Raw genomic sequence first — 21,767 nt, forward strand, 5'->3', positions numbered from 1 at the left:
TTTAGATATTATATTATCACCGAGAATTATAACTGTCGTATAAAAAATCGCCATTATTGACTTCTTTTTGTTACTTTGTGTAAGAAAGTGTCAATGGATATTTAGATAATAAATAGTACTCCAGAACCGCATTCAGCCAGAGCCATACCTGCATAAGCCGTAAATATGATACATATAAGTGATCAATTTGGCTTTCAGGAACTGTAGATTATGGCGTTTTATGGAGATACCGACGCTCAAGAAACCCAAGAATGGCAAGACGCTTTTGACTCCGTTTTGCAGCACATGGGAACCGAGCGCGCCGCCTTTTTACTTGAAAAACTTTATCAACGCGCAATTGCCAAACATGTTCCTATTCAGCGTTTAAATACTCCCTACTTAAACACTATTTCTGTAGAAGAACAACCTGCGATGCCGGGCGACCAGGACATGGAGCGCCGTATTCGCGCGCTGATCCGCTGGAATGCTTTGGCAATGGTGCTTCGCGCAAATAAAACCGGTGATGACTTAGGTGGTCACTTGGCCAGCTTTGCTTCATCTGCCACTTTATACGATGTGGGTTTTAACCATTTCTTCCGTGCCAATAATGACAGCTTCGGTGGCGACCTGATCTACTATCAAGGTCACTGTGCCCCGGGGATTTATGCCCGCTCATTTCTAGAAGGCCGCTTAACTGAAGAGCATCTGAATAATTTCCGTCGTGAAGTCGGCGGCAAAGGTCTGCCTTCTTATCCTCATCCTTACTTGATGCCAGACTACTGGCAGTTCCCGACGGTATCGATGGGCCTGGGTCCAATCATGTCGATCTATCAGGCGCATATTCAAAAGTATCTGATGAACCGTGGCCTGATTAAGGAAGAAGACCGTAAAGTCTGGGCTTATCTGGGCGATGGCGAAATGGATGAGCCGGAAAGCTTAGGCGCGATTTCACTGGCGGGTCGTGAGAAGCTGGACAACCTGATCTGGGTGGTGAACTGTAACTTGCAGCGTCTGGATGGCCCGGTACGTGGTAATGGCAAGATCATTCAGGAACTTGAATCATTGTTCCGTGGTGCTGGCTGGCGCGTGATTAAAGTTGTCTGGGGTCGTCATTGGGATCCGCTACTGGATAAAGACAAATCTGGTGCACTCAAAGCGATTATGGAAGAAGCAGTAGATGGTGATTATCAGCGCTATCAGGTGAAAGGTGGTGCTTATGCACGCGCACATTTCTTTGGTAAATATCCAGAAGCAGAAGCTTTGGTCAAAGACCTGAGCGATGAAGATATCGATAATCTGAACCGTGGTGGTCATGACCCGTACAAAGTCTTTGCTGCCTATGCAGAAGCGACCAAGGCCAAAGGTCAACCAACGGTCATTCTGGCGAAAACCGTAAAAGGTTATGGTCTGTCTGATGAAATTGAAGCGGTGAACAAGACGCACCAAATCAAGAAAATGCAGCTGGAATCATTGAAATATGTACGTAACCGTTTCAACTTGCCATTTACTGATGAACAACTGGAAGAAATTCCATTCTACCGCCCAAGTGAAAATTCGCCTGAAATTAAATATATGAAGGCACGCCGTGAGGCACTGGGTGGTTATCTGCCAGCACGTCGCAAAGAAAGCGAATCTTTACCGATTCCTGAACTTTCTGTATTTGATGCTGTGCTTAAAGGTTCAAACGGTAAAGAACAGTCCACCACCATGGTCATGGTCCGTCTCATCTCTGCCTTATTAAAAGAGAAAGCAATCAAGGACCGTGTGGTACCGATCGTGCCAGATGAAGCGCGTACCTTTGGTCTGGAAGGGATGTTCCGTCAATTGGGGATCTATGCAGCGCATGGTCAACAATATACCCCTGAAGATCAGGAACAGTTGATGCATTACCGTGAAGCCAAAGACGGTCATATGTTACAGGAAGGGATTAACGAAGCCGGTGCAATGAGTGCATGGGCAGCCTTGGCGACCAGTTATTCAACCAATAACCTGCCAATGATCCCGATGTACATGTACTACTCAATGTTCGGCTTCCAGCGTATCGGCGATATTGCCTGGGCAGCAGGTGATGCACAGGCGCAAGGTTTCTTGCTGGGTGCAACCGCTGGCCGTACTACCTTAAATGGTGAGGGCTTGCAGCATCAGGATGGTCATTCGCATATTCTGGCCAACACCATTCCAAACTGTGTCTCTTATGACCCATGCTTTGGCTATGAGCTTGCCGTGATCGTGCATGATGGTCTGCAACGTATGTATGTGAATCAGGAACGTGTGTTCTATTACCTGACCCTGATGAACGAAAACTACGAACATCCACCAATGCCGCAAGGTGCAGAAGAAGGCATCAAACGTGGTATGTATCTGCTGGAAGAAGACGAGAAAGCGACGGTTCAGTTGATGGGTTCAGGTGTGATTCTGCGTGAAGTTGTCAAGGCTGCAAAAATCCTGCGTGAGGAATATCAGATTCATGCCAATGTCTGGAGCGTGACCAGCTTTAACGAACTCGCTCGCGATGGTATGGCATGTGAAGAATATAACCGCCTGCATCCACTGGCTGAAGAAGCGAAAGAGCCATGGGTGTCTCAGCAGTTACGTGACAAGGACGGTATTGTGGTATCGGCTACCGATCACATGCGTGCCTATAGCGAACAGATCCGTGCCTATCTTCCAGATAGCCGTCCATTCGTAGCCTTGGGTACCGATGGTTATGGCCGTTCAGATACCCGTGGCAACCTGCGTAGCTACTTTGGTGTCGATGCTGCACATATTGTCGTAGCAACCTTGAAGAAGCTGGCAGATGAAGGTGAAGTCGATGCACGTTTAGTGAAAGATGCGATCTCTAGCTTTGAGTTAGATACTGATCGTCCGGTGGCTTGGGCGCCACAGGCGACCCCGGAACTGCATGCTGTTGCTGACTACAAAGAGGAGAACTAATCATGCAAATTACGACTCCAGATATTGGTGTAGATAAGGCAACTGTGGCAGAAATCCTGGTGAAGGTGGGCGATACCATTTCTGTAGATGAGAGTATTGTGCTGCTGGAATCGGATAAAGCCTCTGTTGAAGTGCCAAGCACTTCAGCAGGTGTGGTCAAAAATATTCTGATTAATCAGGGTGATGAAGTATCTGAAGGTACTGTCCTGATTGAACTGCAGGCTGAAGATGATGCCAGTACGGTAGAAAGTCAGGAAGCTGATGCTGCTGACAAAACTTCGGAAAATACTCCAACTGAATTGCCTGATGAGGAAATCCTGCAGGAAGTGGCGGCACATCAGCCTAAAGCCTCTAGCCAAAGTGAACAGGCCTCTCAATCGGCTTCTACATCTACTGTAGAAGTGAAATTGCCGGATATTGGCGTAGAAAAGGCCCTGGTGGGTGAAATTCTGGTTCAGGTTGGCGATGAAGTTGAGGTGGATCAAAGCCTGGTCGTGGTTGAATCGGATAAAGCAACAGTTGAAGTACCAAGTACAGTTGCAGGTACTGTAGAAGCGATTCATATTCAGGAAGGTGATTCAGTCAAAGAGGGGGTGCTGATTCTGACAGTGAAAACTGCAGATTCAGCACCAGCTGCTGAGCAAGCAGCGCCTCAAGCAGAAGAAAAGCCAAAAGCTCAAGCAACACCTGAAGCCAAAACTGAAACAGCACCACAACAGGTGGCATCCCCTGCAGGCGATATTGAAGTAAAAGTACCTGACTTGGGTGTAGACAAGGCTGCTGTAGCAGAAATTCTGGTACAGGTCGGTGATACGGTGGAGAAAGACCAGAGCATCATCGTGGTCGAATCGGATAAAGCGACAGTAGAAGTGCCGAGCACGACTGCCGGAGTGATTAAGGCGATTCATGTTGAGCTGGGCCAGAGTGTTTCTGAAGGTGTGGCACTGATTACGATTAAAGCTGAAGGACAAGCATCACCTGCTGCAGCTCCAGCGGAAAAATCAGAAGCACCTGCAGTCAAAGCTACGCCTGCACCAGCCACAGCTCCAAAAGCTGAACCTGCTGCGACACCTGAAACGCATAGTGCAGACAAGCTCACCAAAGAGCAGAACGCTGCCAATGCCAAAGTTTATGCTGGTCCTGCTGTGCGTAAACTGGCTCGTGAACTGGGTGTGGTATTGGCAGAAGTGAAAGCTTCTGGTCCGCATGAACGATTAATGAAAGAAGACCTGTTTGCGTATGTGAAAGATCGTCTGACTGCACTGCAAACAACAGTTGCACCTGCGGCAGTTACAGCTCCTGCTGGTTTGCCAAAACTGCCTGATTTCAGTGCTTTTGGTGGGGTAGAAGAGAAAGCCTTGACGCGTCTGCAACAGGTTTCGATTCCGCAGTTATCGTTAAATAACTACATCCCACAAGTGACCCAGTTTGATGCAGCCGATATCACTGAGCTGGAAGCTTGGCGTAATGAGCTGAAAGGCAACTTCAAAAAAGAAGGTATTGGCCTGACCATCATGGCTTTCATTATCAAGGCTGTAGCTTATCTGCTCAAAGAAGAGCGTGAGTTTGCCGGTCACCTGTCTGATGACGGTAAATCGGTATTGCTACGGAATGAGATCCATATGGGCATTGCGGTTGCGACGCCAGATGGTCTGACTGTTCCTGTATTACGTAACCCGGACCAGAAGTCGATCAAGAAGATCGCTATTGAGCTCGGTGAGTTAAGCCAGAAAGCGCGTGATAAGAAATTATCACCTAAAGATCTGCAAGGTGCGAACTTCACCATCACCAGCTTGGGCTCAATTGGCGGTACAGCATTTACGCCGTTGGTGAACTGGCCGCAAGTGGCGATCTTGGGTATTTCTCCTGCGACCATGCAACCGGTATGGAATGGGGAGGGCTTTGATCCACGTTTGATGCTGCCACTGTCACTGTCTTATGACCATCGCGTAATTAATGGTGCCGATGCTGCACGCTTTACCAATAAGCTGACCAAGCTGTTAAAGGATATTCGTACACTCTTGATCTGATTCATGAATGTATGAAAATAAAAACCCTGCTCCGGCAGGGTTTTTTTATATGACAATTTGTAAATATAAACACGGTTGGCTATAATGGGCGCACTTCATTGGGGAGTAGCCGCCTTTTGCGCAAAGCAGAAGGGTGATGGTCAACATATTTGCTCAACAGGGCATGGTCATCATAGCAAAGAACCAAATAAGCTTCTCGAAGCTTTCTTTTGTTGGCAAGACCTTTGATTTACCATTCTGCAGATTTTGGCTGGCGGGAAGGGTGAATCATCGGTAGAAAATGCCAGCCAGAGAAAGACCGCATGTACGAATTCCTGCTTTCCACGGCCATCGTTGCACTTGCCGAAATGGGTGATAAAACCCAGTTACTGGCTTTGCTTCTTGCAGCACGTTTCCGCAAACCGACACCGATTTTAATTGCAATTTTACTGGCAACCCTGATTAACCATGGTCTTTCAGCAGCCCTGGGGCAATGGGTCACTACCGTTATTGGGCCAGAAATTTTGCTGTGGATCGTGTCAGTCGGTTTTATTGGGATGGCAATCTGGATGCTGATTCCGGATGAATTAGGGGATGAAAACGACAGTATCAATAAATGGCAAAAGTACGGCGTGTTTGGTGCGACTTTTGTGCTGTTCTTCCTGGCTGAAATTGGCGATAAAACCCAGATTGCGACAGTGGCACTGGCAGCACGTTTTGACAGTGTGCTTTGGGTGATGATGGGAACCACCGTCGGAATGATGATTGCCAATGCACCTGCGGTATTTATCGGTGATAAACTGGCGAATAAACTTCCAATTGGTCTGATTCATAAAATTGGCGCCAGTATTTTCTTGATCATCGGTGTCGGCACCTTGGCACAACATTATTTATTTTAAAAATAAATATCAATTTCGTATAAATCCTGAGCTAAAAACTCGGGATTTTTTATTGTGAAATTGTGCTCAATTTACTGATAAATAAAGTGATATATCCAGTTTTATTGATTGTAAGTTCATTTAATTCCCTATATGTTATATGCCTATAGAAAAACCATCCTAAACGAAAAAAATTGGGGATTACTGATGGCCTTCGAGCGCACCACATCGCAAGTCTTGTTTGATAATGGGACACATAAATGTATTAGTTTTACCAGTCTCGTTAAAGGTGAAGGTGTCCAGGCAAACCAATTTCTGATTTTAGACAATGAGCGTGCTGCAGTACTTGATCCGGGCGGTGATTTAACTTATGTACCGTTGACCATGGAACTGAACCGCTATACCCGGTTAAGCAATCTGGATTATGTGATGGCATCGCATCAGGATCCGGACATTATTACGTCCATGCCGCGCTGGCTGGTCTATACCGAAGCCAAAGTCGTAGCTTCCAAGCTCTGGGCGCGTTTCTTGCCGCATCTGAATTCAGCCTTTATGAGTGACCGTATGAAAGGTAACTGGCTGGATCGTCTGGTTGAATTGCCGGATCATGGTCAGATCATTCCACTCGGTCAATCCAGCATTATTGCTATTCCAGCGCACTTTTTACATTCAGTCGGTAATTTCCAGTTTTATGACCCGATTGCCAAGATCCTGTTTTCTGGTGATATGGGGGCGTCAATGGTCGAGGATGCTTCAAAGCCACTGGAAAATTTTGCAGCGCACATTCCGAAAATGAAAGGATTTCACCAGCGCTATATGTGCAATAACAAGGTGATTCGTTTATGGGTACAGATGGTACGTACCATGGATGTAGACATGATTGTGCCACAACATGGAACACCATTTGTGGGTAAAGAACAGATTAACCAGTTTCTGGACTGGATTGAAACACTGGAATGTGGCACTGATTTAATGGATGAAACTGTTTTTACTTGTCCTGAATAGTTCAAGAAAATTTTAAATTTTTTCTTGAGTAGAAAAACAACATTTTTTATATTTTCCGCCGGCAAAAAAACTGTTTTTGATGACGAGAATTTATAAGAAATGTTGTCTCAAGTTCCTACACAAGATGCATGTTTAAGTTGTGGCGCATGTTGCGCCTATTTCAGGGTTTCATTTTATTGGGCAGAGGGGATTCCCATGCCTGAGCACTATACTGAGCCTGTCACCTCAGTCTATTCATGCATGGCGGGAACCAATCAGAAAAATCCGCGCTGTGTTGCGCTCGAAGGTAGCATTGGCGAGCAGGTGAGTTGCGGCATGTACGAGCTACGTAGCTCATCCTGTAAAGAAGTGCAGATCGCTGATGCCCAGTGCAATAAAGCACGGATGGCACACAATATGATTCCATTCATCCAGATTGAGCCGGATGAAGCCGAAAATGATGATAATTTCGAACGGGTGAGCTAAATTCAAACTCAAGATTTAAAAAGCAGGGTATGGACTCTGCTTTTTTTATGGGAGAAAAAATTAGTAAGGGATTTTGTAAAGCAAATAAATATGATGACTACTCTGGCATATTTAAATTGTTGATTGAATAGTCAAATTTACAGGTTTAGATATTCGGATTAAATCTAAGTCCAGATTTAGACAAAATAAATTTTGCAATTGCAATGAAATTTAGAGCTAAATTTGTTTATAATAGCGCACGGAAATTACCAGTGAGACTGTTATGTTGACCATCGTTCAAGACGCGTTAACCTTCGATGATGTCCTATTACTCCCTGCCTACTCTACTGTTCTCCCAAAAGATGTCTCTCTAAAGACACGCCTGACTCGCGGCATTAACCTGAATATCCCACTTGTTTCAGCAGCTATGGATACTGTGACTGAGTCACGTATGGCAATTGCGATGGCACAAAATGGCGGTATCGGTATTCTGCACAAGAACATGGATATTGCTGCCCAGGCCGCAGAAGTACGCCGTGTGAAAAAATTTGAAGCCGGTATGGTGAAAGATCCGATCACAGTTACCCCAGAAACTACAGTACGTGAACTGATCGCTGTAACTCAAGCGAATAACATCAGTGGCGTACCCGTGGTTAAAGACGGTAAAGTGGTTGGTATCGTGACAGGTCGTGATACACGTTTTGAAACCAATCTGGAACAGCCGGTTAGCAATATCATGACTGGCCAAGACCGTCTGGTGACTGTGCGTGAAGGCGAATCGAAAGAAAACATTCAGGCCTTATTGCAAAAAAACCGTATTGAAAAAGTGATCGTTGTCGGCGAAAACAACGAATTAAAAGGCTTGATCACGGTAACTGATTTCCGTAAAGCGGAACTTTATCCAAATAGCTGTAAAGATGATTTAGGTCGTCTACGTGTAGGTGCAGCAGTCGGTACGGGTGCTGAAACACCAAGCCGTGTAGAAGCACTGGTTGATGCTGGTGTAGATGTGATCGTTGTGGACACTGCACATGGTCACTCTGCGGGTGTGATCGAGCGTGTACGCTGGGTCAAACAGAACTACCCGCAAGTTCAAGTGATTGGCGGTAACATCGCCACTGGTGATGCTGCGCTTGCATTGCTTGATGCGGGTGCGGACGCAGTAAAAGTAGGGATCGGTCCTGGCTCAATCTGTACAACTCGTATTGTGGCTGGTATTGGTATGCCACAAATCTCTGCAATTGATTCTGTTGCACGTGCATTGAAAGAACAGATTCCATTGATTGCTGATGGTGGTATCCGTTTCTCTGGAGATATGGCAAAAGCGATTGGCGCTGGTGCAAGTACCATCATGGTGGGTTCACTGATGGCCGGTACTGAAGAAGCACCGGGCGAAGTTGAATTCTTCCAGGGCCGTTACTACAAGGCTTACCGTGGTATGGGTTCTTTGGGTGCGATGGCCGGTGCAACTGGTTCTGCTGACCGTTACTTCCAGGATTCTAAAGCCGGTGCTGAAAAACTGGTTCCTGAAGGTATTGAAGGTCGCGTACCGTACAAAGGCCCAATGGGCAATATCGTGCATCAGATGATGGGCGGTCTGCGTTCTTCTATGGGCTATACCGGTTCTGCAACGATTGATGATCTTCGTCAAAATGCCAAGTTTGTGAAAATCACATCTGCCGGTATGTCTGAGTCTCACGTGCATGATGTAACCATCACCAAAGAAGCGCCAAACTACCGTATGGGCTAACTTTCGCTGATTGTTTACTCTAAAAAAGCCGTCATCCTCATGACGGCTTTTTTGTTTTGGTGTACAGTGTTGCACAATGAAAAAGGATGATGTAAATCACCCGCTAAGAAGTGAGACAAAGCATGAGTTATTTTGGTACCGATGGTATTCGTGGAAAATTTGGTGAGTTACCGATTACACCTGAATTTGCCCTGAAATTAGGTTTTGCGGCAGGAAAAGTATTAAAACGAAATAGCAAAAAAAACAAACCATTGGTGGTACTAGGGAAAGATACCCGTTTATCTGGTTATATTCTAGAATCTGCGCTACAGGCAGGACTCAATGCGGCAGGTGTTTATGTGCATCTGCTTGGACCTTTGCCAACCCCGGCCATTGCCCATTTGACCCGTGCTTTGCATGCCAGCCTCGGTATTGTCATTTCTGCATCACACAATCCGTATTTCGATAACGGCATTAAGTTTTTCTCGAGTGAAGGTAAAAAACTGCCTGATGCTTTGCAGGATGAGATCAACCAGGAACTGGAAAAAGAACTAGTAATTGAAGATAACGCGAACTTGGGTAAAAGTTTCCGTGTGAAAGATGCTAATGGTCGTTATATCGAATTCTGTAAGTCGACTTTCCCATACCATTTAGACCTGAATGATTTAACCATTGTCGTTGACTGTGCCAATGGTGCAGCTTATAGCGTTGGCCCTGCGGTTTTCCGTGAACTGGGTGCTAAGGTTATTTCCATCTATGATGAACCGACCGGTCTGAATATCAATGAGAACTGTGGTTCAACTCATCCGGAAAATCTGCAAAAAGCAGTGGTTGAGCATGGTGCTGATTTAGGCATAGCCTTCGATGGTGATGCTGACCGCGTGATTATGGTCGATAAAAACGGTGAGCAAATTACCGGTGATCATATTCTGTATATTCTTGCGACTCAGGCAAAAAATAAGCCAGCTGGGATTGTTGGTACCTTGATGAGCAATATGGCGCTGGAACTGGCCCTCGAGAAAGCTGGGGTAGAGCTGCTACGTGCCAAAGTCGGTGACCGTTATGTACTGCAAAGTCTGGAAGAAAAAGGCTGGTCGATTGGTGGCGAGCCATCAGGTCATATCCTGACTTTAGACAAGAGCACCACAGGCGATGCGATTATTGCTGCACTACAAGTCTTAACCGTGATGGTCGAGCAGAAGAAAGCGCTACATGAGTTAGTGGCTGACTTTAAATTATTGCCAAATGTCTTGGTGAATGTACGTCTGAATACCATGTTTGACCCGTACTCAGTGCCTGCTTTGACTGCAGAGTTTAGCAAAGCTGAAGAGCAGCTCAAAGGCCGTGGCCGTTTACTGATCCGTAAGTCAGGGACTGAACCGGTGATCCGTGTCATGGTGGAAGGCGAGGATCTTGCAGAGGTAACCACACTGGCAAATTCATTGGCTGATGCGGTACGTGCCAACGCCGCTTAAATGGGGGAAGAGTGAATGAGCGATCTGATTAAGGATCTAAGTGAACTGCGTCTGAACTACCAAAAAGGCGAGCTACATGAAGATCAGGTCAATCCCAATCCGCATATACAGTTTTTGCAGTGGTTTAACCATGCCCTTGCTGCACAGCTGCATGAACCTTATGCCATGTCATTGGCAACTGCAAATGCACAAGGTCGTCCGCATGTGCGTACAGTGTTGCTGCGTGGTGCCACTGAAGCGGGTTATGATTTCTATACCAATTATGACAGTCAAAAAGGTCTGGATCTGGCCGAAAACCCGTATGCAGAATTGCTGTTTTACTGGCAGGAACAGGAACGTCAGATCCGGATTAGCGGTAAGGTAGTTAAAATTTCGGAAGAAGAATCGACTGATTATTATCATAAACGTCCACGTGAAAGTCAGATCGCTGCTCATATCAGTACTCCGCAAAGTGGTGTGGTTGCGAGTCGTGAAGAACTACAGCAACGTTTCTGGAATCTGCATCAGCAGGTTGCCAATCAGGAAGAGCTGGATAAACCGGGATTCTGGGGCGGCTATCGTTTGCAGCCGGACTATTATGAATTCTGGCAGGGGCGCCCCAACCGTTTACATGACCGCCTGAGTTATGAAAAAATCGATGGGGCGTGGAAACTACAACGATTGATGCCATAACAATGCCTAAACTTGAAATCAAGCAAAGACCTTTACTGACACGCCCTGAATCTTTTCAGGGCGTGCCTTCATTTGTAGCTAACATTCTGGCACGCCGTGGCGTGGAATCTGAACAGGAGCTGGAGCTGAAACTCAAGCATCTGCTGGCTCCGACCATGAAAGGTTTAACGGAAGCGGTCCAGCTGATTGATCAGGCTATAGATGCCGGCCAGAAAATCGTAATTGTCGGTGACTATGATGCTGATGGGGCGACCAGTACCACACTGATGGTACTTGCTCTGCGTGATATGGGTGCTCATGTCGACTATCTGGTTCCTGACCGGTTTAAGTATGGTTATGGCCTGACACCTGCGATTGCGGATCTGGCTTTTGCTAATTTTACGCCGGATCTTTTAATCACAGTGGATAACGGGATTTCCAGTCATGAAGGCGTGAAACAGGCGCAAGATCATGGTATGCAGGTGATTATTACCGATCACCACTTAACTACCAAGCCTACACCTGCAGCAGAGGCTGTGGTCAATCCCAATCAGCTGGGTTGTGATTTTCCAAGTAAGGCTTTGGCAGGTGTAGGGGTAGCTTTTTATGTTCTGGCAAATCTATCGACTCATCGTAAAAAGTTGGGTAAATCTTCAACGGTTATTACCAATTATCTGGATCTGGTCGCTTTAGGTACTTATGCAGATGTCGCAAGCCTGGACTATAACAACCGTATTCTGGTGGATGCCGGCTTAAAACGGATTCAACATCATCTTTGCCGACCTGGCATCAGTGCCTTGCTAGAGATTGCTGGTCGTGATGCAGCTACGCTCAAAGCGCAGGATCTGGGTTTTGTGCTTGGCCCACGCATTAATGCAGCGGGTCGTATGGAAACCATGGATATCGGGATCGAGTGTTTGCTTGCTCCGGATCTGGCAACCGCTTATCCACTCGCAGAACAGCTGAATAAACTCAATGTCGAACGTCGTCAGGTAGAAGGCAAAATCAAGCAAGAAGCTTTGACTGAACTGGAAAAAATCCAGCTGGATGAGAATACTTTGCCAGCCGCGCTGATCATGTTTGAACAGCACTGGCATCAGGGTGTGATCGGGATTGTGGCGGGGCGTTTAAAAGAACAGTTCCATCGTCCAAGTATTGTGTTCGCAGCAGATGAAGATGGGATTCATATCAAAGGTTCAGCACGTTCCATTGAAGGGATTCATATCCGGGATAGTATTGAACGGATAGCAGAGCAGTATCCGCATCTGGTCAGCCATTTTGGTGGGCACGCGGCCGCAGCGGGACTAACCATTAAAAAGCAGCATTTTGCTGAATTTAAACAGGTCTTTGAACAGCTGATTGCAGAGATGGATGAAAGCCTATTTACCGCTACGCTGTGGACTGATGGGGAACTACCGGCATCAGCTTTCCAAATTGAAACGGTCGATTTACTGCAAAACTTAAGTCCATGGGGACAAAAGTTTCCTCAACCGATTTTTGAAGGCATCTTTAAGATTCTGGATTACCGCTGGCTCAAGGATGTACATCTGAAATTACGTGTTGCCTTAGAGAATGGACAGGTTGTGGATGCGATTGCTTTTAGTGCCATCGATAAATACAAGTTTGATCCGATGAAACAGCATGTACGTCTGGTCTATGAACTGGATAAAAATGTCTTTAATGGCAATGTTAGCCTGCAAATGCGAATTGCTCATCTGGAACAATAAATTATTCAAATAAAAAACCGCTCAATTGAGCGGTTTTTTTTTGGACTTTTAATCTTGGAGATTAGAAGCGGTATGCACCACGTACGCCAAAGATATTGCCTTCGTCAGCAAAATCAATTGAACCTTCTAGGCTAACTTGTTGATTGAAGAATTTCTTCGCGCGAATAGTGAAAACATCACTATTATCAATATCGGAATCAGAATAGCCCAGACCAACACTGAAAGTTTTGTCTAAATATAAATCTGCACCGAGGCTATAAGCATCAAGATCACCGAAGCTTGCGCCACCTTCAAAGTTCATGTCATATTGACCGACTTGAGTAACATATTTGGCACGTAAGGTTGGATCAACATCATCGCCTGCGTCATTGTCATAACCAGCTAGGCCAACAGCAACTAATAGACCAGGAACCGGTAAATAACCTAATTCTGCTGAGTATATAGTTGTGTCATCATCACCAATTGGTGTATCAGTAGATGATTGACCAATATTACCACTTACATAAAAATCTGAATTTGGAACAAAATATTCAACACCTACATTAAATGTAGTCACATCAAATAAATCGTAATCAATATAAGAAACCGCTGCATTGATATTGCTTGCACGATTTAAAAATGCTGCTTCATTAAGAGGCGAGTTTTTAACTTGGACTGGATTGAAGTAGTAAGTTCCATCAATTGCGAAACCAGTAGAAGTATCCCCATTGTCTGGATCAACCAGAGCAATCGTACCGCCCACTTCAGCTTGATAAGCGTGAGCAGTTCCTAGGCTAGCAATAAGTACTGTAGCAAGAGTAAGTTTCTTAAACATTTAGATTTTCTCTCTTTGTTATAAAATATGGCTGTTTTATTAACAGTTGTAACAAATTGTACAGATAATAATCGCCCCGTCAATGTGCAAAAACTACCTAAATGCTTGTTTAAAGTGCAATAAAAAACCCATCCGAAGATGGGTTTTTTATAATGAAATTTCTTAGTTTGGATTAGAAGCGGTATTTCGCAGCTAGACCAAATTTGTTGTAGTCTTGGTTACCAATTTCACCAAAACCTACACGACCTTCCAAGCTCACTTGTTCATTAAAGAATTTACGTGCACTTACACCAAATTCATTTGAGTCATATGGGCCATTGTCTTTGCTTTGATAATCAGCACCAACACTTAAAGTTTTGTCGATGAAGTAGTCAGCTTTTAAGTTGTACTCATCCAGGTCGCCAAAGGCAGCGCCAGCTTCAAGGTTAATGTCTTTACCATTACTTAAAGTAGTCACATATTTAGCACGTAAAGTTGGATCTACACCGTCATCATAGTCATTGTCATAACCTTTCACACCTGCTGCAATTAACAGACCTGGTGCAGGTAAATAACCGACTTCAGCACTATAAACGGTTTCGTCAAAATCAGGTGCATAGTCGTATTTAGAATCATCACGACCTACGCTACCACTCAAATAAAAATCTGAGTTTGGTACGAAGTATTCAGCACCTACACCATAACGGTGACGTTCTGAAGAGTCGTAATCATCATATTGATATTGAGCTTTCACATTACTTGCACGATCAAGGAAAGCTGCTTCGGCTAATGGTGCATTACGTGTTTCAACTGGATTAAAGTAGTATGTGCCATCAACACCAAAAGAGCCGCTTGAGCTACCATTATCCGGGTCTGTTAGGCCTGCAGATGCACCCACTTCTACTTGATAAGCATGAGCTGCTGTACCTGTAAGAGCTACGGCTGAAAGTAATGCTGAAGCGATTGCTAGTTTTTTCATGCGGATACTCCCCTCTGAAAAATATGGCTAAAATTAATACACTTTTTGTTACAACTTTAAGTCTAGACCAATTCCAATAATCGTCAATCAAAGGAAAGTTACTACATTGTGAGTAAGGTAATATTATGTAATTTTCATTTAATAACTAATTGAATTTAAAAACTAAAAATGAAATGTTTTGTTTTATTAAAAGTGTGTAGATATTGTGGAATGTATTGAAAATGCTATTTTTTATCTTATTTTGTAGGGGTTTTAGGGTTTTAAAATGAATCAAAAACTGAGTATAAAAATACAGCGAAATATATTTAAGAATAGAATGAGAAAGTATTAAAAATAATATTTAGCTATTTTATCGGGCTGACAAATTTTGTAATTAAAAAATGTGCTAGTGACATTTTCTTGCTTAGCTTTAAAGATGGATTTATCGCTATAAATTGGCGAAATAGACTGTGATATAATATTGACCTAAGAATTTATACCTAATTTTGATTGAGAGTAATTCACGTGGAAATTAATCCGTATCTAAACCAATTAAAAGACTTAAACGAACGTGGTCAAACACTACGGGGGTATCTTTGACTACGATCTGAAAAAAGAGCGTTTAGAAGAAGTCCTGCGTGAATTAGAAGACCCGGCGATCTGGAATGACCAGAGTCGTGCTCAGGCCATGGCCAAAGAAAAAGGTGAGCTTGAAAATGTACTTAATGTACTGGACGGCTTAACCACCCAGCTCGAAGATGCTCAAGCGATGCTCGACCTTGCGGTTGAAGCAGATGAAGAGGCCATGCTGGAAGATGTGCAGGCTGAGCTGAATGCGGCTGAAGAAGAACTGGCGAAGCTTGAGTTCCGTCGTATGTTCAGCAACCCGATGGATCCAAACCCTTGCTATGTGGAAATTCAGGCAGGTTCCGGCGGTACCGAAGCACAGGACTGGGCATCTATGCTGCTACGTATGTACATGCGCTGGATCGAACGTCATGGTTTTAAAGCTGAACTGATGGAAGAATCTGATGGGGATGTTGCCGGGATTAAATCTGCGACGATTCGTGTCGAAGGTGAGTATGCTTATGGCTGGTTGCGTACCGAATCTGGTGTACACCGTTTAGTGCGTAAATCACCATTTGACTCGGGCAACCGTCGTCATACGTCATTTTCTGCCGTGTTTGTCTCACCTGAAGTAGATGACAATATCGAAATTGAAATCAATCCTTCAGATGTCCGTACCGATACCTACCGTGCGTCAGGCGCGGGTGGTCAGCACATTAACAAAACTGACTCTGCAGTGCGTTTAACCCACATTCCAACCGGTATTGTGGTGGCGTGTCAGAACCAGCGTTCACAACATGCCAACCGTGACCATGCCTGGAAGCAGCTGCGTGCCAAGCTGTATGAGCTGGAAATGAATAAACGTAATGAAGCTGCACAGGCATTGGAAGATTCCAAGTCCGATATTGGCTGGGGTAGCCAGATTCGTTCTTATGTCCTTGATGATTCACGTATCAAGGATTTGCGTACAGGTGTGGAAAATTCCAATACTGGCGCAGTTCTGGACGGTGATCTGGACAAATTTATCGAAGCAAGCCTGAAACAGGGCCTGTAAGAAATCGTTTAAAAGCTGGCGTAACAAAGCTTTAACAGACTGTGACTCTTATATCTAAATTATTCGATATATAAATCGAAAAAATACGATATAATGGTCGCAGATGCTGAATGAGGTTTCGTTGCGCCACTGATTGTGATGTGCCTATGGACCTTGATCTAATTTTTAAAGCCTTAGCCAATCCGACCCGTCGACAAATTCTGGAATGGTTAAAATCTCCGGAGCAATATCTGTCTGCGGAAGAGTGTGGTGGCTTTCAACGTGGGGTCTGTGCAGGTCAAATTGAACGTTTAGGCCAGGTTTCACAGTCCACCATGTCCAATCACCTGTCGGTATTACAGCAGGCTGGCCTGATCACTGCGACCAAGCATGGACAGTGGTCATATTTCTCCCGCAATGAAACTTTGATTCAGCAATTTATCGAACACCTACAACAACACCTTTAACAGGTGGGAGTAACGATGGCTGAATTAAATTCTCCTTTAACGCTCGGTGCGTTAGAGCTTAAAAACCGTGTCATCATGGCGCCGCTGACCCGTAGCCGTGCAACTGCTGATCGTGTTCCAACCCCCATGATGGTTGAGTACTATGCGCAACGTGCAAGTGCTGGTCTGATCATTTCTGAAGCTACAGTGATTTCCGAAGAAGCCAATGGTTATTTAAATACTCCAGGACTGTTTACCGATGCTCAGGTCGAAGGCTGGAAAAAGGTCACTCAAGCGGTTCATGAGAAGGGCGGTTTAATCGTTGCCCAGCTTTGGCATGTTGGTCGTGTATCACATCCGGATCTGTTAAATGGTGAAACACCAGTCTCTGCAAGTGCAGTACAACAGGCGGGTCATGTCAGCTTATTACGTCCAAAGCGTCCATACGTTACGCCACGCCCCTTGGAAGTTTCTGAAATTCACGCGATTACCGAGCAATACAAGCAAGCCGCGATTCGTGCCAAAGAAGCCGGTTTTGACGGTGTTGAATTACATGCTGCCAATGGTTATCTGATTGACCAGTTCCTGCAAAGCAAAACCAATCAGCGTGAGGATGAATACGGCGGTTCAGTCGAAAACCGTACACGTTTCCTGCTAGAGGCAACTGATGCACTGATTGAAGTATGGGGTGCGGATCGAGTAGGGGTACATTTTGCGCCGCGTGGTGATGACCATGACATGGGCGACAATGATCCACGTGAAACATTTGGCTATGCCATGGAGCAACTGGGCAAGCGCAAGATTGCCTTCTTCTTTACCCGTGAATATCTGGCTGAAGACAGTATTTCCGAATATATGAAAGAGCGTTCTGGTGGAGTGCCTTATATTGCCAATATGCAACTGAGTCGTGAAGATGCGATTGAGCTACTGGCAGCTGAAAAGGCAGATGCAGTCGCATTTGGTAAAGCCTATATTGCGAATCCTGATCTATACGAACGTCTGCTTCACAATGCACCACTTAATGAGCTGAAAATGGAAAATATGATCGGCAGTCAGGTGGCTGAAGGTTATATTGATTATCCAACTTTGGCAGAAGTTAAAGTATTAAGCACCATAGAATAATTCGAAATAAGAGCCACATCGATTAACATGTCGATGTGGCTCTGTTATATTTTGCCGATTGAATCTGTTTTGGGGCGCAATGTGGCTACTCCATTCTGGTATAACGCAGCCTTGGCGCTAGCGAAACCGCTTTATCAATCCCGTATACGTAAACGTGCAACCAGTCCGGAACAATTACAACAAGAGCTGCTGGAACGTTTTGGTCCTTTCCAGTCCCCTAAAAACCTGCAGGCGATCTGGTTTCATGTGGTATCCGTAGGGGAAACCAATGCTGCTCAACCTTTAATTGAATATTATTTAAAACTTGGGCATCCGGTTCTAGTGACTAATACCACCAAGACCGGGCAGGCACGTGCTAAATCACTTTTCTTGAAAGAACCTTATTTAGACTTATTTCAGGCTGTATATTTGCCAGCTGACCAGAAAACTCTGATTCGTGATTTTTATCAAAAATATCAGCCTAAATTGCTGTTATTGATGGAAACCGAGCTCTGGCCAAATCTGATTGATCAAGCACCTGCTTTTAATGTGCCATGTCTGTTACTGAATGCCCGTCTTTCTGAAAAATCCGCCAAGGGCTATGGCAAAGTCAAAGGCCTAACCCGTGGCATGCTTAAGAATTTAACAGGTCTTTTGGCTCAGGATACAGCAACCCAGCAGCGTTATATTGATCTAGGTATAGTTTTAGAAAAAACTCAGGTCTTGGGCAATATTAAGTTTGATATCACGGCACCGCAGCAATTTATTGATCATGCTGCTCAATTAAGACAGGAATGGTCTCTACAAAGTCGGAAGATCATTACTCTCGCCAGTACGCATGCGCCTGAAGAACAGCAATTAATGGCTGAACTTAAATCTGCGCTGGATGCAGATTCGACATTAGTTTGTATCGTGGTGCCACGCCATCCGGAACGTTTTGATGAGGTGTTCCAAGCTGCACTATCCTTAGGTTTAAGAACCCAACGCCGTAGTCTGGAACAACGTATCGAAGAAGATACTCAGGTTTATCTGGCGGATTCCATGGGCGAGATGTGGCTCTGGTATGCCTTGAGCCAAGCCTGTTATGTTGGCGGCTCTTTGAATGAACCAGGTGGTGGACATAATATTCTGGAGCCGGTTGCGCTGAATGTCCCAACGATTCTGGGTAAAAACTATTTTAACTTTCAGACGATTGTGGATGAGTTTGTCCAGGCGCATGCCGTAGAAGTGGTGCAGGATGCTAAGCAGGCTGCTGAGACTTTGCTAGAAATTCTGAATAATTCAGCTAAAGCTGAAAGCTTGAATACTGCTGCACAAAAGATTATGCAGCAAAATCAGGGTTCACTTGAAAGGCATATTCAGGTGATTGATCAATATCTTTGATTATATTCTGATTTGTGAAGAAGCTGATTTTCATGGATTGATTGTATAAGGTTAAAACTAAGCCTTATCTTTATAGATTTAATGCTAGCGCTCTTCTTTCTTTTACTTTTGTTTCGGCAAAAGTAACAAAACCATTTGTCATCCACAAAAATCGTCATATACCATCTTTTTGCAAAGATATCGCAGAACCTATATCAGGCAAAAAGAGTCCTGCCTCGGACAGTTGTGGATGACGTTTCCGCGTATCCCGTGATGGATTTGTTGAGTTAATTTTTTATGAATATCGTCCTGCTTGATCCCCGCCAAACTGAATCTGAACTGTGGTCAATTACGTCAAAGCGGCAGCTGGAACATTTGCAACAGCACCTGGAGGTTCAGGTTGGCGATACGTTGAAAGTCGGGATTCGGGAAGGGAAACGGTATTTAACTGAAGTTGTCGAAATTTCTGAAAAAGCAGTTGTATTGAAACCGCTTCAAGAAGAATCAGTCCCTGCAAAGCTGCCTGTTACCTTGATTGTGGCCTTGCCACGCCCTAAAGTTTTGCGCCGTCTGATCATGGATGCTGTCACCATGGGCGTAGAGAAAATCATTTTATTGCATAGCTATCGGGTGGATAAAAGCTATTGGCAGACCCCATTTTTGCAGCAATTAAACCATTATGTAGATCTTGGGCTAGAACAGGCAGGAGATACGCTTGCTCCGAAAATTGAGCTGTATAAACGCTTTAAACCTTTTGTTGAAGATATTTTGCCGGGACTCATTACAGCAGACTGTCCAGCCTTTGTTGCACATCCTTATGCCGAACAGCCGATGCCATATGCACTTCAGCATCCTTGCACGATTGTCATTGGTCCGGAAGGTGGCTTTATTCCGTATGAAGTTGATTTGCTCATAAAAAACGGCTGCCAAGCAGTGAGCCTTGGCAACCGTATTCTCCGTACTGAAACGGCGATTTCATATGTTTTAGGTCGACTGTTTAGCGCGAGCTGAGGCATCTTCATGGCCATCACCACGATAGACTTTCACTTCCTGCACCGGATATGGAATCGAAATGTTATGTTCAGCAAAGGCTTGAATCACCCGTTCCTGAACGGCACTGATTGAGGTGCCTATGCCTGTTTCAGTGGTATTAACCCACCATAACGCTTTGAGGGTAATCGAGAAGTCTGCCAGTGCAATCACATTGACGCTGAATGCAGGTTGACTCAGGATGGTCGGATCTTTATCCAGAATTGCAGTAATAATATCTTTGGCTTTCTGGATATCATCTTCATAACCAATACCGACAGAAAATTCACAGCGGCGACGGGTATAAGCAGTATTCACTGTGACTGCACTGGTATAGACCGTAGCATTTGGAATTACGATACGACGACCATCTGGCGAGCGTAAAAAGGTTGCACGAATCTGGATATCTTCTACGGTACCCTCCAGACCATTCACGATAATGTCATCGCCAATCTTGAAAGGTTCACCCAGCAAAATTAGTACACCTGAGAGCAGGTTCTGGAAAATATCCTTAAATGCGAAACCGATCGCCACCGAACCAATCCCAAGCGCACTCATCAGCTGACCTGGGGTGAAACCTGGAATCGCAATCACCAGCCCGATTAATACGCCAAAGAAAACAATCACCGTACTACCGACACGGTTCAGCACCAGTACCAGATTCTGTCGGGTATAAGTACGGTTTTCTAAAGTCTTACGGACAAAAAACTTAAACAGTTTTGACAGTAACCAGAAAATGACAATGACTGTCAGTGCGATGCAGAAATAAGGCACACGCTCCCAGAAACCCTCCATGATCTTGTCAATGGTGCTATAGGCATCATTGTACTTGGAGGTATGTTCGATCACGGTTTGGGCAGTTTTTTCAGTCGCCTGATGCAGGAGCTCAGTCGTCCCTTCAGTTACCTGGCTTAAAGTATTCTCTTGCTCAGCCACAAAAACTCCACAATTTAAATTTCGCTTATTTTGCCTCAACTACAGCAAAAAATTAACAACAGCGAAATTTATACACAATATATTTATGCAAAACAGACACAACTGCCTTAAAAGAACTCAGTCGTTTTTTGTTTCACTTCGCTTGGGATTCTTGAAGGCTCACCTTCACTCATATAAGAGAATAATGCAGTCGTCGCCAACAGGCTGAGTACGGTAAAAATGATCACCAGCCAGGCCACAATCTTTTCCCAGACGGGGCTTGTACGTATCGGACCATACTGATTGCTACCTCTTGTTCCTGGAAAAAGCAGGATATAAATCCAGACCAACAGATTGATCAAAGGCACGAAGAATAGCAGCATCCACCAGCCACTGCGGTCCAGATCGTGTAAGCGCCGTACTGTAATCACAATACCGAAATACAGGTAGACCAGCATGATCCCCAAGGCAAACAGGCTGGACAGGCCGTGCAGGGAAATTTGCCAGTTTGAATCTACCGATAGGCTGGCAATGTTCACAATATCAATACTTAAACCTAGCGCAATACTGCTGCATAAGAAAATAAACTGTAAAAATGCGGACCAGGCAATAAAACTCAAACGTCCAAATCGGCCCCTGATCGATAAGGGATGATCTGCTGCAGGAAAAGGAGGAGGGAAATAGGAAGGTTCAGTTGAATTCATGGGCAAGATCCTAAGCCTGTATAAAATA

General features: G+C 44.8%; 18 protein-coding genes and 1 riboswitch. Of the genes, 14 read left to right on the forward strand and 4 right to left on the reverse strand.

Annotated elements, in window-relative coordinates; genetic code table 11:
• Positions 1-210 precede the first annotated feature (210 nt).
• From aceE to recJ, 9 genes are all read left to right on the forward strand, one after another.
• The gene (gene aceE, locus FTV25_RS00460; protein ID WP_180002593.1) at positions 211-2,913 is read left to right on the forward strand and encodes a pyruvate dehydrogenase (acetyl-transferring), homodimeric type; all 2,703 of its coding nucleotides are present in this window, start codon (positions 211-213) and stop codon (positions 2,911-2,913) included.
• A 2-nt stretch (positions 2,914-2,915) separates the two neighbouring features.
• Positions 2,916-4,943 (forward strand): 2-oxo acid dehydrogenase subunit E2, encoded by a 2,028-nt coding sequence (locus FTV25_RS00465; RefSeq protein WP_180002594.1) that lies wholly within the window; start codon positions 2,916-2,918, stop codon positions 4,941-4,943.
• A gap of 88 nt (positions 4,944-5,031) precedes the next feature.
• Positions 5,032-5,172, forward strand: a riboswitch (yybP-ykoY riboswitch).
• A 73-nt stretch (positions 5,173-5,245) separates the two neighbouring features.
• Positions 5,246-5,821, forward strand: coding sequence for a TMEM165/GDT1 family protein (locus FTV25_RS00470; RefSeq protein WP_159123792.1), 576 nt, complete (start codon positions 5,246-5,248; stop codon positions 5,819-5,821).
• Between the two features lie 186 nt (positions 5,822-6,007).
• Positions 6,008-6,805: an MBL fold metallo-hydrolase gene (locus tag FTV25_RS00475; protein WP_159123793.1), complete on the forward strand. Its 798-nt coding sequence runs from the start codon at positions 6,008-6,010 to the stop codon at positions 6,803-6,805.
• A gap of 99 nt (positions 6,806-6,904) precedes the next feature.
• The gene (locus FTV25_RS00480) at positions 6,905-7,270 is read left to right on the forward strand and encodes a YkgJ family cysteine cluster protein (RefSeq protein WP_180002595.1); all 366 of its coding nucleotides are present in this window, start codon (positions 6,905-6,907) and stop codon (positions 7,268-7,270) included.
• A 262-nt stretch (positions 7,271-7,532) separates the two neighbouring features.
• Positions 7,533-8,999, forward strand: coding sequence for an IMP dehydrogenase (guaB, locus tag FTV25_RS00485; RefSeq protein WP_034170242.1), 1,467 nt, complete (start codon positions 7,533-7,535; stop codon positions 8,997-8,999).
• Between the two features lie 122 nt (positions 9,000-9,121).
• Positions 9,122-10,453 (forward strand): phosphoglucosamine mutase, encoded by a 1,332-nt coding sequence (gene glmM / locus FTV25_RS00490; protein ID WP_180002596.1) that lies wholly within the window; start codon positions 9,122-9,124, stop codon positions 10,451-10,453.
• Between the two features lie 15 nt (positions 10,454-10,468).
• Entirely contained in the window at positions 10,469-11,125 is a 657-nt protein-coding gene (gene pdxH, locus FTV25_RS00495; protein WP_180002597.1) for a pyridoxamine 5'-phosphate oxidase, read from the forward strand.
• Positions 11,126-11,127: 2 nt separating this feature from the next.
• Positions 11,128-12,831 (forward strand): single-stranded-DNA-specific exonuclease RecJ, encoded by a 1,704-nt coding sequence (recJ, locus tag FTV25_RS00500; protein WP_166137452.1) that lies wholly within the window; start codon positions 11,128-11,130, stop codon positions 12,829-12,831.
• Positions 12,832-12,892: 61 nt separating this feature from the next.
• Here recJ and FTV25_RS00505 read toward each other — a convergent pair whose 3' ends face one another.
• Both FTV25_RS00505 and FTV25_RS00510 read right to left on the reverse strand, forming a co-directional pair.
• Positions 12,893-13,645, reverse strand: coding sequence for a putative porin (locus FTV25_RS00505; protein ID WP_180002598.1), 753 nt, complete (start codon positions 13,643-13,645; stop codon positions 12,893-12,895).
• 172 nt (positions 13,646-13,817) lie between these two features.
• On the reverse strand, positions 13,818-14,603 hold the full coding sequence (locus tag FTV25_RS00510) for a putative porin (protein WP_034703585.1): 786 nt from the start codon (positions 14,601-14,603) through the stop codon (positions 13,818-13,820).
• 504 nt (positions 14,604-15,107) lie between these two features.
• Here FTV25_RS00510 and prfB point away from each other — a divergent pair.
• The 5 genes from prfB (at position 15,108) to FTV25_RS00535 (ending at position 20,102) form a co-directional block, all read left to right on the forward strand.
• A protein-coding gene (prfB, locus tag FTV25_RS00515) for a peptide chain release factor 2 (RefSeq protein ID WP_104426741.1) occupies positions 15,108-16,203 on the forward strand; the annotation gives its coding sequence in 2 pieces (ribosomal slippage) (positions 15,108-15,179 and positions 15,181-16,203; 1,095 coding nt in all).
• 146 nt (positions 16,204-16,349) lie between these two features.
• Entirely contained in the window at positions 16,350-16,649 is a 300-nt protein-coding gene (locus FTV25_RS00520; RefSeq protein ID WP_121979733.1) for a helix-turn-helix transcriptional regulator, read from the forward strand.
• A 15-nt stretch (positions 16,650-16,664) separates the two neighbouring features.
• Complete coding sequence (locus FTV25_RS00525; RefSeq protein ID WP_180002599.1) at positions 16,665-17,750, forward strand: alkene reductase; 1,086 nt, start codon at positions 16,665-16,667, stop codon at positions 17,748-17,750.
• 81 nt (positions 17,751-17,831) lie between these two features.
• Positions 17,832-19,112: a 3-deoxy-D-manno-octulosonic acid transferase gene (locus tag FTV25_RS00530; protein ID WP_180002609.1), complete on the forward strand. Its 1,281-nt coding sequence runs from the start codon at positions 17,832-17,834 to the stop codon at positions 19,110-19,112.
• 276 nt (positions 19,113-19,388) lie between these two features.
• Positions 19,389-20,102, forward strand: coding sequence for a 16S rRNA (uracil(1498)-N(3))-methyltransferase (locus FTV25_RS00535; protein ID WP_180002600.1), 714 nt, complete (start codon positions 19,389-19,391; stop codon positions 20,100-20,102).
• On the opposite strand, the gene FTV25_RS00540 is transcribed toward FTV25_RS00535, so the two are convergent.
• Both FTV25_RS00540 and FTV25_RS00545 read right to left on the reverse strand, forming a co-directional pair.
• Positions 20,076-21,056: a mechanosensitive ion channel family protein gene (locus tag FTV25_RS00540; protein WP_159123798.1), complete on the reverse strand. Its 981-nt coding sequence runs from the start codon at positions 21,054-21,056 to the stop codon at positions 20,076-20,078. The two genes, FTV25_RS00535 and FTV25_RS00540, sit on opposite strands and share 27 nt — an antisense overlap.
• Positions 21,057-21,163: 107 nt before the next feature.
• Positions 21,164-21,739 carry a DUF805 domain-containing protein gene (locus tag FTV25_RS00545; RefSeq protein WP_180002601.1) on the reverse strand — a complete coding sequence of 192 codons (576 nt, stop codon included), beginning with the start codon at positions 21,737-21,739 and terminating at the stop codon, positions 21,164-21,166.
• Positions 21,740-21,767: the final 28 nt, after the last annotated feature.

The sequence above is a fragment of the Acinetobacter sp. YH12249 genome (assembly GCF_013417475.1).
GTDB lineage: Bacteria > Pseudomonadota > Gammaproteobacteria > Pseudomonadales > Moraxellaceae > Acinetobacter.

Bases quoted from the DNA above. Each gene is read 5' to 3' on its own strand.
- FTV25_RS00545 (WP_180002601.1), bottom strand. From the start codon at position 21,739: ATGAATTCAACTGAACCTTCCTATTTCCCTCCTCCTTTTCCTGCAGCA.
- FTV25_RS00525 (WP_180002599.1), top strand. From the start codon at position 16,665: ATGGCTGAATTAAATTCTCCTTTAACGCTCGGTGCGTTAGAGCTTAAA.
- FTV25_RS00520 (WP_121979733.1), top strand. From the start codon at position 16,350: ATGGACCTTGATCTAATTTTTAAAGCCTTAGCCAATCCGACCCGTCGA.
- FTV25_RS00505 (WP_180002598.1), bottom strand. From the start codon at position 13,645: ATGTTTAAGAAACTTACTCTTGCTACAGTACTTATTGCTAGCCTAGGA.
- FTV25_RS00510 (WP_034703585.1), bottom strand. From the start codon at position 14,603: ATGAAAAAACTAGCAATCGCTTCAGCATTACTTTCAGCCGTAGCTCTT.
- pdxH (WP_180002597.1), top strand. From the start codon at position 10,469: ATGAGCGATCTGATTAAGGATCTAAGTGAACTGCGTCTGAACTACCAA.
- recJ (WP_166137452.1), top strand. From the start codon at position 11,128: ATGCCTAAACTTGAAATCAAGCAAAGACCTTTACTGACACGCCCTGAA.
- FTV25_RS00465 (WP_180002594.1), top strand. From the start codon at position 2,916: ATGCAAATTACGACTCCAGATATTGGTGTAGATAAGGCAACTGTGGCA.
- FTV25_RS00480 (WP_180002595.1), top strand. From the start codon at position 6,905: ATGTTGTCTCAAGTTCCTACACAAGATGCATGTTTAAGTTGTGGCGCA.
- FTV25_RS00475 (WP_159123793.1), top strand. From the start codon at position 6,008: ATGGCCTTCGAGCGCACCACATCGCAAGTCTTGTTTGATAATGGGACA.
- FTV25_RS00470 (WP_159123792.1), top strand. From the start codon at position 5,246: ATGTACGAATTCCTGCTTTCCACGGCCATCGTTGCACTTGCCGAAATG.
- glmM (WP_180002596.1), top strand. From the start codon at position 9,122: ATGAGTTATTTTGGTACCGATGGTATTCGTGGAAAATTTGGTGAGTTA.
- guaB (WP_034170242.1), top strand. From the start codon at position 7,533: ATGTTGACCATCGTTCAAGACGCGTTAACCTTCGATGATGTCCTATTA.
- aceE (WP_180002593.1), top strand. From the start codon at position 211: ATGGCGTTTTATGGAGATACCGACGCTCAAGAAACCCAAGAATGGCAA.
- FTV25_RS00535 (WP_180002600.1), top strand. From the start codon at position 19,389: ATGAATATCGTCCTGCTTGATCCCCGCCAAACTGAATCTGAACTGTGG.